Origin of the sequence: Kitasatospora sp. CM 4170 (assembly GCF_032110285.1) — a bacterium.
GTDB lineage: Bacteria > Actinomycetota > Actinomycetes > Streptomycetales > Streptomycetaceae > Kitasatospora > Kitasatospora aburaviensis.
The window spans coordinates 3648318-3662433 of the sequence record NZ_CP134877.1 but is presented as its reverse complement, the minus strand read 5'-3'; the positions used below and the strand labels follow the sequence as shown (position 1 = coordinate 3662433).

The 14116-nt window shown below is 72.3% G+C and carries 14 protein-coding genes and 1 tRNA gene; 10 read left to right on the top strand and 5 right to left on the bottom strand.

The window, feature by feature from the left end; translation table 11 throughout:
* The first annotated feature begins 74 nt into the window (after nucleotides 1-74).
* From rph to rdgB, 3 genes are all read left to right on the top strand, one after another.
* Complete coding sequence (gene rph, locus RMN57_RS15240) at nucleotides 75-800, top strand: ribonuclease PH (RefSeq protein ID WP_238862765.1); 726 nt, start codon at nucleotides 75-77, stop codon at nucleotides 798-800.
* Between the two features lie 166 nt (nucleotides 801-966).
* The gene (locus tag RMN57_RS15235) at nucleotides 967-1371 is read left to right on the top strand and encodes a hypothetical protein (protein WP_313763938.1); all 405 of its coding nucleotides are present in this window, start codon (nucleotides 967-969) and stop codon (nucleotides 1369-1371) included.
* Nucleotides 1372-1400: 29 nt separating this feature from the next.
* Nucleotides 1401-2006, top strand: a complete 606-nt coding sequence (gene rdgB / locus RMN57_RS15230; RefSeq protein WP_313763937.1) for an RdgB/HAM1 family non-canonical purine NTP pyrophosphatase — start codon at nucleotides 1401-1403, stop codon at nucleotides 2004-2006.
* Nucleotides 2007-2070: 64 nt separating this feature from the next.
* Here the strand turns inward: rdgB and RMN57_RS15225 are convergent.
* A tRNA-Leu gene (locus RMN57_RS15225) sits at nucleotides 2071-2145 on the bottom strand.
* 14 nt (nucleotides 2146-2159) lie between these two features.
* Nucleotides 2160-2819: an HNH endonuclease signature motif containing protein gene (locus RMN57_RS15220; RefSeq protein ID WP_313763936.1), complete on the bottom strand. Its 660-nt coding sequence runs from the start codon at nucleotides 2817-2819 to the stop codon at nucleotides 2160-2162.
* 276 nt (nucleotides 2820-3095) lie between these two features.
* On the opposite strand from RMN57_RS15220, the gene RMN57_RS15215 reads away from it, so the two are divergent.
* Complete coding sequence (locus tag RMN57_RS15215; protein ID WP_313767834.1) at nucleotides 3096-5510, top strand: chitinase C-terminal domain-containing protein; 2415 nt, start codon at nucleotides 3096-3098, stop codon at nucleotides 5508-5510.
* Between the two features lie 88 nt (nucleotides 5511-5598).
* Here RMN57_RS15215 and RMN57_RS15210 read toward each other — a convergent pair whose 3' ends face one another.
* Both RMN57_RS15210 and bcp read right to left on the bottom strand, forming a co-directional pair.
* Nucleotides 5599-6303 carry a hypothetical protein gene (locus tag RMN57_RS15210; RefSeq protein ID WP_313763935.1) on the bottom strand — a complete coding sequence of 235 codons (705 nt, stop codon included), beginning with the start codon at nucleotides 6301-6303 and terminating at the stop codon, nucleotides 5599-5601.
* Nucleotides 6304-6487: 184 nt separating this feature from the next.
* A complete protein-coding gene (gene bcp / locus RMN57_RS15205; RefSeq protein ID WP_313763934.1) occupies nucleotides 6488-6964 on the bottom strand; it encodes a thioredoxin-dependent thiol peroxidase in 477 nt (158 codons plus the stop codon).
* A gap of 164 nt (nucleotides 6965-7128) precedes the next feature.
* Between bcp and RMN57_RS15200 the strand changes: the two genes are divergently transcribed.
* The 4 genes from RMN57_RS15200 (at nucleotide 7129) to RMN57_RS15185 (ending at nucleotide 9615) form a co-directional block, all read left to right on the top strand.
* Complete coding sequence (locus tag RMN57_RS15200) at nucleotides 7129-7446, top strand: DUF3618 domain-containing protein (RefSeq protein WP_313763933.1); 318 nt, start codon at nucleotides 7129-7131, stop codon at nucleotides 7444-7446.
* Between the two features lie 191 nt (nucleotides 7447-7637).
* The gene (locus RMN57_RS15195; RefSeq protein ID WP_313767833.1) at nucleotides 7638-7940 is read left to right on the top strand and encodes a co-chaperone GroES; all 303 of its coding nucleotides are present in this window, start codon (nucleotides 7638-7640) and stop codon (nucleotides 7938-7940) included.
* A gap of 103 nt (nucleotides 7941-8043) precedes the next feature.
* Entirely contained in the window at nucleotides 8044-8355 is a 312-nt protein-coding gene (locus RMN57_RS15190) for a hypothetical protein (RefSeq protein WP_313763932.1), read from the top strand.
* Between the two features lie 84 nt (nucleotides 8356-8439).
* Complete coding sequence (locus RMN57_RS15185; protein WP_313763931.1) at nucleotides 8440-9615, top strand: winged helix DNA-binding domain-containing protein; 1176 nt, start codon at nucleotides 8440-8442, stop codon at nucleotides 9613-9615.
* 69 nt (nucleotides 9616-9684) lie between these two features.
* Here RMN57_RS15185 and RMN57_RS15180 read toward each other — a convergent pair whose 3' ends face one another.
* On the bottom strand, nucleotides 9685-12060 hold the full coding sequence (locus RMN57_RS15180; RefSeq protein ID WP_313763930.1) for a transglycosylase domain-containing protein: 2376 nt from the start codon (nucleotides 12058-12060) through the stop codon (nucleotides 9685-9687).
* 228 nt (nucleotides 12061-12288) lie between these two features.
* On the opposite strand from RMN57_RS15180, the gene RMN57_RS15175 reads away from it, so the two are divergent.
* Together RMN57_RS15175 and RMN57_RS15170 are read left to right on the top strand one after the other, a co-directional pair.
* Nucleotides 12289-13185 (top strand): ABC-2 family transporter protein, encoded by an 897-nt coding sequence (locus RMN57_RS15175; protein ID WP_313763929.1) that lies wholly within the window; start codon nucleotides 12289-12291, stop codon nucleotides 13183-13185.
* A complete protein-coding gene (locus RMN57_RS15170) occupies nucleotides 13178-14113 on the top strand; it encodes an ABC transporter permease (protein ID WP_313763928.1) in 936 nt (311 codons plus the stop codon). Before RMN57_RS15175 ends, RMN57_RS15170 begins: the two co-directional genes overlap by 8 nt.
* Nucleotides 14114-14116: the final 3 nt, after the last annotated feature.

Sequence of the window (14116 nt, the reverse complement as noted above, 5' to 3'; positions counted from 1 at the left end):
GGCCTTCGGGGCGCGATTCCGGACCGGTCGGGGCGAACCCGGACCACCCGGCGGAGCGGCTACGCTCGGTGCCTATGTCACGCATCGACGGCCGCACCCCCGACCAGCTCCGCCCCGTCACCATCGAACGGGGCTGGAGCAAGCACGCCGAAGGCTCCGTCCTCATCTCCTACGGCGACACCAAGGTGCTGTGCACCGCCAGCGTCACCGAGGGCGTCCCGCGCTGGCGCAAGGGCAGCGGCGAGGGCTGGGTCACCGCCGAGTACTCCATGCTCCCGCGCGCCACCAACACCCGCGGCGACCGCGAGGCCGTCAAGGGCCGGATCGGCGGCCGCACCCACGAGATCAGCCGCCTGATCGGCCGCTCCCTGCGCGCCGTCATCGACCACCGCGCGCTGGCCGAGAACACCATCGTGCTCGACTGCGACGTCCTCCAGGCCGACGGCGGCACCCGCACCGCCGCCATCACCGGCGCCTACGTCGCCCTCGTCGACGCCGTCTCCTGGGCCCGCGAGAAGAAGATCCTGCGCGCGAAGGGCCAGCCGATCACCGGCGGCGTGAGCGCCGTCAGCGTCGGCATCATCGACGGTGTCCCCATGCTCGACCTCCAGTACGAGGAGGACGTCCGCGCCGAGACCGACATGAACATCGTCTGCACCTCGGACGGCCGCTTCGTCGAGGTCCAGGGCACCGCCGAGGGCGCCCCCTTCGACCGCGCCCTGCTCGACCGGCTCCTCGACCTCGGCACCCTCGGCTGCGCCGAGCTGGACGAGATCCAGCGCAAGGCCCTGGAGGGCTGACCCCGCTTCACCTGCTCCACCCCGCTCCACCACCGGTTCTCCCGGGTCCGGCGTTTACACGCCGGGCCCGGAGCCCGTACGGTTCCCGCAGCACACCGTTTGCGGGAACCGCGAGCCCCTCGCGCGCGTCCGTCCCCTACGGAACCCGCGCCCCGAGGAGGACTTGATGCCCGACAGCATCACCCGCGCCGGCATCACCCGCCCCGCCGCCCTCGCCGTGGTCGCGCTCATCGCCGTCCTGCCGCTCAGCGTGGTCAGCTGCTCGGCGGTCCAGAAGGCCATCGACTGCGGCAACACCGCCGTCACCATCACGGGTGACGTCAACGACGTCGTCTCCGCGTTCAACAACGCGAGCAACGACGCGGCCGCCGCCGGGCAGTCGCTGCAGAAGCTGAAGAACGACCTGGACCAGCTGAGCAAGAACTCCTCGAACACCGACGTCGGCAAGGCCGTCAGCGACCTCAACACCCAGGTCGACAAGCTCCAGCAGGCCGTCAACAACAAGCAGGTCCCCGACCTCAAGCCGCTGGGCGATGCCGCCGGCAACCTGACCAAGGTCTGCACCGGCTGACGCCCGGTCCGGGCGGTTAGGGTGGGTTCATGTCCACCCGTCTGATTCTCGCCACCCGCAACCAGCACAAGGTCGCCGAGCTCCGGGCCATCCTGGGCGACGCCGGCCTCGACGTCGAACTGGTCGGCGCCGACGCCTACCCCGAGGTCCCGGACGTCCCCGAGACCGGCGTGACCTTCGCCGAGAACGCCCTCCTCAAGGCCCACGCGCTCGCCCGGGCCACCGGCCTGCCCGCCGTGGCCGACGACTCCGGCCTCTGCGTGGACGTGCTGAACGGCGCCCCCGGCATCTTCTCCGCCCGCTGGGCCGGCAAGCACGGCGACGACCGCGCCAACCTGGAGCTGCTGCTCGCCCAGCTCTCCGACATCGACGCCGCCCACCGCGGCGCCCACTTCTTCTGCGCGGCCGCCCTCGCCCTGCCCGACGGCACGGAGCGCGTCGTCGAGGGCCGCCTCCTCGGCACCCTCCGCACCGCGCCGTCCGGGGCCGGCGGCTTCGGCTACGACCCGATCCTCCAGCCCCTGGGCGAGACCCGCACCTGCGCCGAGCTGACCCCGGCGGAGAAGAACGCCATCAGCCACCGCGGCCAGGCCTTCCGCGCCCTGGCCCCCGTGGTGAAGGCCCTGCTGGGCTGAGCCGGCAGCAAGGACAATGGCCCGCTGACCTTCGAATCGAAGGTCAGCGGGCCATTCTGCTCAGTACGCCCGGTGGGACTCGAACCCACGACACTGCGATCCTAAGTCGCAACCCTCTAGCCAGCTGGGGTACGGGCGCACGTGAGCACTAGCCTACCGGCTGCCGGGGACGCGGGCGGACCGATTCTTGTTCCGCCCGCAGTAGGTCTCGGTGACGGCGTGACAGTTCGGGCAGAGCAGTCTCAGATTGCCGGGCCGGTTGTCCGACCAGTCGCCGTTGATGTGGTCGACCTCCAGCGTGAGCGGGCGCCCTCGCCATTCGGATCCCGTTCCGCAGCCCTCGCAGCGTTCGGGGCGCCCGAGTGCGGCCAGGGCCCGGCGAATGCGGATACCCGGGATCCGCTTGGCCTCCATCGGCCGCTGAACCAGAACCTCTTCGGGCGGGAGCCTCCTGGGGGACGCTTTGCCGCGGTTGTGGGCCTGGCCCGTGAAGTGCGAGGTGTCGATGCCGAAGGCCTTGATCCGGCGACCGATGTGCGCCTGGGTGCCGCCGGCCTGGCGCTGGCCGAGGTACCGGACCACGCCCGCCACGCTGTGCGAGGCCGATACCGCTTCCTGTAGCAACTCCTTGGTGTAGATCGTTCCGGCGGGCGGGAAGTGCGAGGCGTCGATGCCGTACGCCTTGATCCGCTGTCGGAGGTAGGAGCGGTTGTACGCGTTCGGCTCCCGGCCGAGGGCGGTGAGCATCTCGTCGAGCGAGGCGGTCGTCGCCGCGGTGGCCGCGAGCAGTTCGCGCGTGTACTTGACCGTCATGGTCGGTCCCCCTTCGGGCTGGTGTGCGCCCGTCCCCCGGTGTGCGAACGATCGTCGGGCGGATCGGTTACGGCCTTCTGCGGAGGCGTCGTGGCCCGGTCGCCTGTGCTGCGGGGTTGGGGAAACTGACGGTCAATTGGTACAGACCTATTGACCTATGTGGTTCAGACCACATACCTTCAGCGCCAATTCTGCATTCCCCCACGTGCGTGCTCCCCCACAGGCACGCGCCGACACTCTCTCCCGGAGGACCGAGTGTTGATCCGAAGCACGGCGATGCGGCGTCCCACCGCCGATCGCCGCTCCACGAACCGGGCCGCCCGCGCCGGCCTGGCCTCGCTGGCGGCCGCCGGCCTGGCCGGCCTGCTGATGGCGACGCTGGGTGCGGCGCCCTCGCAGGCGTCCGCCGCCGTCGACAACGCGGCCTGTCGCCCGGACGGGCTGTACCAGACCCCCGGGGTCGACGTCCCGTACTGCAGCGTCTACGACACCGGCGGTCGCGAGAAGATGGGCGCCGACCACCAGCGCCGCATCATCGGCTACTTCACCGGCTGGAGGACCGGCAAGGACGGCACCCCGCCCTACCTGGTGAGCGACATCCCCTGGGACAAGGTCACCCACCTCAACTACGCGTTCGGGCACGTCGGTGGCGACAACAAGATCTCCGTCGGCACCGACAACGACAAGAACGAGGCCACCGGCATCTCGTTCCCGGGCGTGCCCGGTGCCGAGCTGGACCCGTCGCTGCCCTACAAGGGCCACTTCAACCTGCTGACGAAGTTCAAGAAGCAGTACCCGAACGTCAAGACCATGATCTCGGTGGGCGGTTGGACCGAGACCGGCGGGTACTTCGGCGACGACGGCAAGCGCGTCAACTCCGGCGGCTTCTACTCGATGACCGTCAACCCGGACGGCAGCGTCAACCAGGCCGGCATCGACACCTTCGCCACCTCGGCGGTCGACTTCGTCAAGAAGTACGGCTTCAACGGCGTCGACATCGACTACGAGTACCCGACCTCGATGAAGGACGCGGGCAACCCGCTGGACTGGCAGCTCGCCAACGGCAAGCGCGGTTCGCTGGCCAAGGGCTACGCGGCGCTGATGAAGACGCTGCGCGAGAAGCTGGACCGCGCCGGCGCCGCCGACGGCAGGCACTACCTGCTCTCGGTCGCGGCCCCGTCGTCCGGCTACCTGCTGCGCGGGATGGAGACCTTCCAGGTCGCGCAGTACCTGGACTACGTCAACATCATGTCGTACGACCTGCACGGCGCCTGGAACAAGTACGTCGGCCCGAACGCCTCGCTGTTCGACGACGGCAAGGACGGCGAGCTGGCGGCGGCCAACGTCTACGGCACCGCGCAGTACGGCGGGATCGGCTACCTGAACGCGGACTGGTCGTACCACTACTTCCGCGGCGCGATGCCGGGCGGCCGGATCAACGTCGGCCTGCCGTACTACACCCGCGGGTTCAAGAACGTCACCGGCGGCACGAACGGTCTCTGGGGCACCTCGTCCACCAACACCTGCCCGGTCGGCTCCGGCCTGACCACCTGCGGTGACGGCGCGGTCGGCATCGACAACATCTGGAACGACAAGGACGACGCGGGCAAGGAGTCCCCGGCCGGGTCGAACCCGATGTGGCACGCGAAGAACCTGGAGAAGGGCGTCGTGCCCGACTACCTCGCCAAGTACGGCGTGACGGACACCGCGCTGCAGGGCACCTACACCCGCAACTACAGCTCCGCCCTGGTGGCGCCGTGGCTGTGGAACGACACCAAGAAGGTGTTCCTCTCCACCGAGGACGAGCAGTCCGTGGCCGCCAAGGCGGACTACATCGTCGACCGGGGCGCCGGCGGCGCGATGATCTGGGAGCTCGCCGGCGACTACAAGTGGGACGCGGCCGCCAACGGCGGCAAGGGCCAGTACGTGCCGGGCTCGACGCTGACCTCGGTGATGTACGACAAGTTCAAGGCGGCCACGCCGTACGGCGCGGTCCGGTCGACCACGGCGCTGCCGCAGCAGACCCTGCCGATCGACGTGTCGTTCACCAACTTCGCGCTGGGCGACTCGAACTACCCGATCAACCCGAAGATCCACATCGTCAACAACTCGACGCTGACCCTGCCGGGCGGCACCGAGTTCCAGTTCGACTACGGCAACTCGGCCCCGGGCAACGCCAAGGACCAGTCCGGCTTCGGCCTGACCGTCATCAAGCAGGACAACCCCGGGCCGGGCAACGTGGGCGGTCTCAAGGGCACCTACAACCGGGTGTCGGTGAAGCTGCCCGGCTGGCAGTCGCTGGCGCCGGGCGCGTCGGTCGACATGGACTTCGTCTACTACCTGCCGGTGTCGACGCCGTCGAACTGGACGGTCAACGTCGGCGGCACGCGGTACGGCCTGAAGGGCGACCTGACCCGCGGCACGACCGACGGGAGCACGCCTCCCGCCACTCCGCCCACGACTCCGCCGACCACGCCGCCGACCACGCCTCCCACGACTCCGCCGACCACGCCGCCGACCACCCCGGCGGGCTGTGCCGGAGCCCCGAGCTGGGACGCGGCGACCACCTACGCGACCACCACCAAGGTGTCGTGGAAGGGCCACTACTACCAGAACAAGTGGTGGACCAAGGGTGACGACCCCTCGCTCAGCGGAGCCTGGGGAGTCTGGAGCGACCTCGGGGCCTGCTGATCACGGCGGTCCACCGAGGTGAGGAACGGCGGTGGCGGTGCACCCGGTCGGGGGTGCACCGCCACCGCTGCGTCGTCTCCGACGGGCCCTACTTCTCGATGTCCGCCCGCATCTTCGCGAACAGCGCGGCCGCATCGGCGGGCGTGGTCTTCGGGAAGAGCGCCACCCCGGCGGTGGAGGAGTCGGACCAGCCGCAGATGACGTCCGTGGTGGCGGCCTCGGGCAGCTTCAGGCACTCCAGCGAGCCGCCGAGCGGCCCGGCCGGGTACGGCTCGGCGGTGGTCGGGGTGCCGGTGGAGCCGTGCTGCAGGGCGTGGTCGATCAGACCGCGCCAGAGGTGCTCGCGGCGCTTGGCCGGGTCCTCGGGGACGTTGTCCACCGCGACCAGCAGGATCCGGCGGCCGGAGGTCTGGCCGGGCCGGTCGAAGTTCGAGACCACCAGGTGCATGGTGTCGCGCATCTCGCCGGGGTCGACGGCGACGTCCGAGACGGCGTCCGGGCCGACCGTCCTGGCGAGTCCGCCGGCCGTCTTCGCCTCGACCACCTGGCGCTTGCCGGCGGGGGCGGAGGCGCTGCCCGTCGGCTTCGCCGACCCGGCGGGCGAACCGGTGGCGGCAGGCGCACCAGTGGCGGCGGCCGGGGCGGTGGGCGCGGCGGCCGGGGTGGTCCCGGTGGTGGCGGCCGGTGCGGCGGCGTCGGAGTTCTCCGGCCCGCAGGCGGTCAGGGCGAGGGCGGCGGCCACCGCCCCGACGACGGCGAGGCGGGTGGCGTACCCGGATCTGGCGCTCTGCACGCGGCTCACTCCTGTGACGAGGACGGGCCCGGCCGGCGGGCCGGGCGACCCGGGTGGTCCGGACCCGGTGAGCAGCACGTTAGGGGCGGCGGGGGCCGCCCGTCCGGGATCTCGCGGAGCGCGGACAGCACCGGGACACGGCGGTGACGAAGTGACACCGGCCGTGCCCCGGAGGGGAGTCCGGTCAGGCGGCCTCGACCTTGAGGTCGCGCAGCAGCTTGGCCACGTGGCCGGTGGCCTTGACGTTGTAGAGGGCGCGCTCGACCTTGCCCTGCTCGTCGACGACGACGGTGGAGCGGATCACGCCGACGTACGTCCGGCCGTAGTTCTGCTTCTCGCCGTACGCGCCGTAGGCCTCCAGGACGGCGTGGTCCGGGTCGGAGAGCAGGGTGACCTTGAGGTCCTCGGCCTCGCGGAACTTGCCGAGCTTCTCCGGCTTGTCCGGCGAGATGCCGATGACGTGGTAGCCGGCGCCGGCGAACACCTCCAGGTTGTCGGTGAAGTCGCAGGCCTGCTTGGTGCAGCCGGGGGTGAGCGCGGCCGGGTAGAAGTAGACGATCACCTTGCGGCCGAGGTGGTCGGCGAGGGACACCTGGTTGCCGTCGGCGTCGGACAGGCTGAAAGCGGGCGCGGTGTCGCCGGGCTGGAGTCGCTCAGACACGGGGGACTCTCCTGGTGCGTGGACGGGTGGTCGTACCACCGCAAACTTACCCCCGATGGTGGGTGGGGCCGCGCGGCCGTGCAGCGTAGCTGACAGACTGGGTCAGTCGCACAGGACAACATCAGTGAATTGGGGTGGCCCGAGTGGGCGAGGCGAGCAAGGACATGGCGACGCGGACGACCGCCCAGATCGAGGCGGACATCGCCCGCACCCGCACCCAGCTGGCGTCGACCCTGGACGAGCTGGCCATGCGCGTGCACCCGAGCACCATCTCCGCCCAGGTCAAGGCCAAGGCCGTCGCCACGGTGGAGGAGAAGGCCGGCCGGGCCTACGTGGCGGCCAGCGGGCTGGTCGAGAAGGCCAAGGCGCAGTTCGTCGACGAGAAGGGGCAGCCGCGCAAGGAGCGGATCGTCCCGGCCGCGCTGGTCGGCGTCGGCCTGGTGCTGCTGGTGGCCTCGTCCCGCAAGCGCCGCAAGGGCTGAGCGGGGAGGTCTTCCGGGCCGGGTGCCGGTGGCGCCCGGCCTTTCCGCATCCCGGGCCAGCGTCACACCGCCCGCCCGGGAGCGGTACCTTCGGGGGCGTGAGTACGAACGACGAACCGACCCCGCAGACCGCCCCGTCCGTGTCCGACTCGCCGCGTCACGACCGGCTGGGCGAGAAGCTGCCGATCAAGATGCTGCACGACCGCGTCCTGGTGAAGACCGAGGGCGGCGAGGGCGAACGCCGCTCCACCGGCGGCATCCTCATTCCGGCCACCGCCGAGCTGTCCAAGCGCTGCGCGTGGGCGGAGGCCGTCGCGGTCGGCCAGAGCGTGCGCTCGGTGGAGCCGGGCGACCGTGTGCTGTACGACCCGGAGGACAAGCTGGAGGTCGAGGTCCGCGGCGCCACCTACGTGCTGCTGCGTGAGCGCGACCTGCACGCCGTGGCCGCGATGCGCTTCGGCGACGCCGAGGGATCGACCGGCCTCTACCTCTGATCCGGGGCACCGGGGCCTTCGGGTGCGGCGGCCGTCGCGCCCGAAGGCCGCCACGGCCTGCTGCACGACCGCCGAACGGGCCGACCCCGGGGGAGGGGACCACGTGGATCACCTGCGGTACTTCTACGAATACGGCGTCGACACGCCGCTGTGGCCGCACGACATGGAGAGCCCGTACGGTCACCCGACCGAGCTCGCCCGGCTGCCGATCAGCGCTGCGCTGCGGGCGGAGCTCTCCGAGCTGGCCGACCGGTACCAGTCCTCGCTCGACCAGGAGTACCCGCCGGACCCGTCGCCCTGGCCGCGGGAGGAGCAGGACCGGTTCAACGCGCGGGCCCGGGCCGCCCTGGTCGCGCTGCGCCGCGAGCTGGGACCGGGCTGGACGGTCGACGACCGGTTCGTACCGGTCGACTGAGCGCCGCCGCCGCCGCCGTCGTCGACGCCGCTCCCGGCGTGCGGCGTCGGTGCCGCTGTCGGTGACGGGCGCTAGGGTCCCGCCATGAGCAGCGGTCCGATTCCGGTCAGTGACGAGCAGCGCCGCGCCCGACTGGGGCGGCGGCACCTGTTGGCGGCCGCCGGGCGGGCGGCCCGGGTCGAGCAGGTGGCGGACGCGGTGGTGGGCCTGCACGCCACCGACGCGGCGACGGTGTACCTGTCGGCCTGCGCCCGGCTGGCGGAGCCGTCGGCGGCGGAGGTCGAGCGGGCGCTCTACGAGGACGTCACGCTGGTGAAGCTGCTGTCGATGCGGCGGACGATCTTCGCGGTGACGGAGGGCTTCGCGCCCTACGTGAGCGCGTCGACGGCGCGGGCGATCGCCGTCAAGGAGCGGGCGACGCTGCTGAAGCACCTGCGCGAGTTCGCCGAGGGCTGGGACGAGGCCCGGCTGGCCGAGGCGGAGCGGGCGGTGCTGGCCGCGTTGGAGCGGCGCGGCGAGGCGACCACGAGCGAACTCGGCGCGGACGTCCCGGCCTTGCGCGAGACCATGCTGATGTCGGCCGGCAAGCCGTACGAGGCGAAGCAGAGCGTGGGCAGCCGGCTGCTGCGGCTGCTGGCCTCGGACGGGCACGTGCGGCGGTGCCGTCCGCGCGGCTCCTGGCTGAGCAGCAGCTACCCCTGGGCGCCGGTGGCGCAGTGGCCGGACGTACCGGTGCGGGAGGCGAAGGCCGAGGTGGTGCGGCGCTGGCTGGCGGCGTACGGCCCGGCCACGGTCGAGGACGTGAAGTGGTGGACCGGCTGGACGCTGGGGGACACCCGCACGGCGCTGGGCGACGTGGGCGCGGTGGACGTCGCGCTGGCGGGCGGCGGGGCGGGGCTGGTGCTGCCGTCGGACACCGAGCCGGTGCCGGAGCCCGAGCCGTGGGCGGCGCTGCTGCCGGGGCTGGACCCGACGGTGATGGGCTGGCGCGGCCGGGAGTGGTACCTGCGGCCGGAGGACGTGCCGGCGCTGTTCGACCGGGCCGGGAACGCGGGGCCGACGGTGTGGTGGTGCGGCCGGGTGGTGGGCGGCTGGGCGCAGCGTCCCGACGGCGAGGTGGTGTGGCGGTTCTTCTCGGACGTCGGGGCGCAGGCCGGGGCGGCGGTCGAGGCGGAGGCGGCGCGGCTGGCCGGCTGGCTGGGGGAGGTGCGGGTGACGCCGCGCTTCCGGACGCCGCTGGAGCGGGAGCTGTCGGCGTAGGGCGTGTCCCACCGCGCCCGCCGGGCTCCCGCCGCTACCGCCCCCGCCGGGCCCCCGCCGCCGGTGCGGCTACCGGGCCGGTGGCGGGGTGGCGGCTCCGGTGGGCTGGGGCGGCGTGGTCGCGGTCGGCGGCGCCGTCGGCCGGGTGGACGTGGGCCGACCGGTGGGGGTGGGCGGCTGCGGCGGGGCGGTGGGCTGCTCCGGGGCGGGCGTGAAGCTCGGCGCCGTCGGGGCGGTGGTGGGCTGTTGGGGTTCGGCGGGTCGGCTGCTGGGCTCCGGGCGCGGGGCGGTGGGGGCCGCCTGGGTCGGCGCCGGGGCGCTGGGGGCGGGCGCGGTTGCGGTCGCCGTGGCCGTGGCCGTGGTGGTCGGGGTCGTCGTCGGAGACGGCGGGGTGGTGGCGGTCGGGGTCTCCGCCCGGTTGTTGCCGCGGCTGGGTTCGAGGTCGAAGTCCTGGACGTCGGTGCCATCGAGCGCCTCGCTCATGTAGGCGGTCCAGATCTGGGTGGGGAAGGTGCCGCCGTTGACCCGGGTGTAGCCGGCGGTGCCGGAGAGCGGCTCCTTGGCGTGGGTCTTCGGGTGCTCCCGGAAGAGGCCGACGGTGGTGGCGAGCTCGGGGGTGAAGCCGGCGAACCAGGCCGAGAGGTTGGAGTCGGTGGTGCCGGTCTTGCCGGCCGCGGGGCGGCCGAGTTCGAGGGCGGCGGCCCCGGTGCCGCGCGGGGTGACGACGTCGCGCAGCACGTCGGTGACGGCGTCGGCGGTGCCGCGGTCGAGCGCGGTGGTGGCGACGTGGTCGGGCATCTTGGGGACGTCGATGGCGCCCCCGGTGTGGACGCGTTCGAGCTTGACGACCGACCACGGGGTGAACGCCTGGCCGTGGTTGGCGAACCCGGCGTAGGCGCCGGCCAGGTTGAGGGCGCTGGGCGTCGCGGTGCCGAGGGTCATCGAGGTGTTGGCCGGGTCCATGCCGCGGACGTTGTCGGGGATGCCGAGGCGGACGGCGGTCTCGCGGACGTGTGCGAGCCCGGCGTCGACGCCCTCCTGGGCGTAGACCGAGTTGACCGACTTGACCATGGCGTAGCGCAGGGTGATGTTGCCGTAGTCGGTGTCGTCCTCGTTGGGCGGTGCGTAGGGGGTGGGGCCGCCGGTGACGGGGCGCTCGCTGGTGCCGTCGTAGCGGGTCTCGGTGGTGATCGGGCGGCCGTCGCCGCTGCTGCGGCCGGAGTTGAGGCCGGCGGCGAGGTCGAAGGGCTTGAAGGTGGAGCCGATCTGGTTGTCCTGGCGGAGCGCGTCGTTGTACGGCTGCTTGGCGTAGTCGGGGCCGCCGTAGACGGCGACGACGCGGCCGGTGGCGGGCTCGACGGAGGCGCCGGCGACGCGGACGTCGGTGTCGGTGGTGGGCCGGGCCTTGGGGTCGAGCTCGTCGGTGAGCTCCTGCTGGACGGCCTTGGCGAAGGCGTCCTGCTTGTCCTTGTCGAAGGTGGTGGTGATCCGCCAGCCGCCGGCCTTGAGGGTGGGGGTGTCGATGATGCCGGAGGAGACGAGGTAGTCGTCGGCGACGCCGACCAGGTAGCCGGCCTGGCCGCTGAGGCCGGTCGCGGGCTGGGGGTCGATCGGCTCGGGGAAGGTGGTGGCGGCGCGGTCGGAGGCGCTGAGGAAGCCGAGCAGGACCATGCCGTCGAGGGTGTAGTTCCAGCGGGCGAGGGCCTTCTCGCGGTTGGCGGGGGTGGCGGTCTTGACGTCGTAGATGCTGGGGCCCTGCAGCAGGGCGGCGAGGTAGGCGCCCTGGGGGAGGGTGAGGGCGGAGACGTCGACGCCGTAGTAGGCGTGGGCGGCGCTCTGGATGCCGTAGGCGCCGCGGCCGAAGTAGCTGCTGTTGAGGTAGCCGGAGAGGATCTCGTCCTTGCCGCGCTGCTGGTCGACCTTGAGGGCGATGAAGAGCTCGCGGCCCTTGCGCTCGATGGTCTGGTCCTGGGTGAGGTAGTAGTTCTTGACGTACTGCTGGGTGATCGTGGAGCCGCCCTGCATGCCCTTGCCGGTGAGGGTGTTCCAGCCGGCCCGGATCATGCCGGACAGGTCGATCCCGCGGTTCTGGTAGAAGGTGCGGTCCTCGGCGGAGACGACGGCGTGCTGGGTGTCCAGCGGGATCTGCTTGATGGTCACGTCGGTGCGGTTGACCGCGCCGGTGCGGGCGATCTCGGTGGTGCCGTCGGCGTAGAGGTAGATGTTGTTCTGGGCGACGGCGTGGGCGTTGGCGTCGGGCACCGGGACGATGAGGTAGAGCACCGCGAAGGAGCCGACGGCGAGGAGCAGCACGGCGGTGAGCGCGCCGAGGGTGACCCGCCAGGTGGGCAGGAGCCGGCGCCAGAGCGGCTTGGCGCGGCGCGCTTCTCGGCGGGCGGCCCGTTTGGCCTGGCGCCGGGTGCGGTGGTCTGCCCTCAGAGTCATGCCGCGATTATGTGCTATTTGATCCGCGATCAGGTGTTGCGTAAACCGGATGCGCGTGGTGATCGTCGGCGGTACGGTGAAAGGTGCAAACCACATAGCGCACTCAGTTCGGGCAGCTCTGCCCGTCGGGCCCGGTACCCCCCGGGTTGCGGCGGTCGGGGCTACTCCGGCGTGCGCTGGTGTTCCCAGGCGCAGCTCCATGCCCGTATTTGTCGACAAGGAGACAATATGCTGAACGCCGTGCCGGCCGAGACGCAGCTCAGGCCCCCTCCCGATACCGGCGGCGCCGCCCGCCCCGGTATCGCCGCCCGCCTCGGCCTCTCCGCCGGCCTCTACCTCGCCGTCGCCCGCGCCGGCTTCCGCCGCTTCGCCGGCTACCGTGCCGCCACCCTGGCCGGCACCGTCACCAACACCGTCTTCGGCTTCATCCTCGCCTACACCTTCCTCGCCCTCTGGCAGGCCAGGCCCGGCCTCGGCGGCTACGACACCGCCCAGGCCGTCACCTACATCTGGATCAGCCAGGCCCTGCTGGCCACCGTCGCCGTCCTGGGCGGCGGCTTCCAGGACGACATCAAGGACCGCTTCCGCAGCGGCGACATCGCCATCGACCTCTACCGCCCGGTCGACTTCCAGGGCTGGTGGCTGGCCACCGACCTCGGGCGGGCCGGCTTCCAGCTGCTCGCCCGCGGCATCCTGCCGACCGCTGCGGGCGCGCTCGCCTTCGACACCCGGCTGCCGCACGACCCCGCGGTCTGGGCCGTCTTCCTGCTCTCCGTCCTGCTCGCCGTGGTCGTCAGCTTCGGGCTGCGCTTCCTGGTCTCGCTCACCGGCTTCTGGATGCAGGACGCCGAGGGGATCCGCTCGGTCATGGTGGTGGTGACGATGTTCTTCTCCGGGATGCTGCTCCCGCTCGGGCTCTTCCCCGGGTGGCTCGGCGAGCTCGCCCCGCTGCTGCCCTGGGCCGCGATGATCCAGATCCCGACGGACGTCTTCCTGGAGCGGCACAGCGGCGCCGGGCTGCTCGGGATCCTCGGCCTCCAGCTGCTCTGGGCGGCCCTGCTGCTCGCCGCCGGCCGGGCCGTCCAGCGGCTCGCGACCCGCAAGGTGGTGGTCCAGGGTGGCTGACACCGTCCGCTCCGAGGCGCTCGCGGCCGGCAAGCCGGTCGCCGGTGCGCCCGCCACCGGGGCCGGCCACGCCGGGGCCGCCGGGCGGCCCGTGACCGTCGCGACCGAGCCGCTGACCGCCCGGGTCCGCTGGGCGTTCGGCTCCTGGTGGCTGGTGGCCGCCATGTGGCAGCGCTCCACCATGGCCTACCGGCTCTCCTTCGCCCTGATGGCCGTGGCCAGCACGGTCGTCACCTTCCTCGACTTCGTCGTCGTCCTGCTGATGTTCCGGCACACCAGCGCCCTCGGCGGCTGGACCCTGCCCGAACTCGGCTTCCTGTACGGCACGTCGTCCTTCGCGCTGGGCACCGCCAACCTGTTGGTGGGCACCGCCGACGCGCTCGGCGAACGGATCCGCACCGGCAGCCTGGACACCATGCTGATCCGGCCCGCCCCGGCCCTGGCCCAGCTCTGCGCCGAGCGCTTCACCCTGCGCCGGCTCGGCCGACCCCTGCAGGGCGCGGGGGTGCTCGTCTGGTCGCTGACCGCCCTGGACGTCCACTGGACCTGGGACAAGGCCCTGTTGGTGCCCGTCCTGCTGGTCTGCGGCAGCGCCATCTTCGCGGCGGTCTTCATCGGCGGCGCCACGGTGCAGTTCTGGTGGGGCGAGGCCGGCGAGCTGCAGAACTCCCTCACCTACGGCGGCGCCACCCTGCTGCAGTACCCGCCGACGATCTTCGCCAGGGAGCTGGTGGCCGGCGTGGTCTTCGGCGTCCCGCTGGCGTTCGTCAACTGGCTTCCCGCGCTGCGCATCCTCGACCGGCCCGACCCGCTCGGCCTGCCCGCCGCCTTCCAGTACGCCTCGCCCGTCGCCGCCGTGCTCTGCTGCACCGCGGCCGGCCTGGCCTGGCGCGCGGGCCTGCGCGCGTACCGCGGCACCGGCAGCTGACCC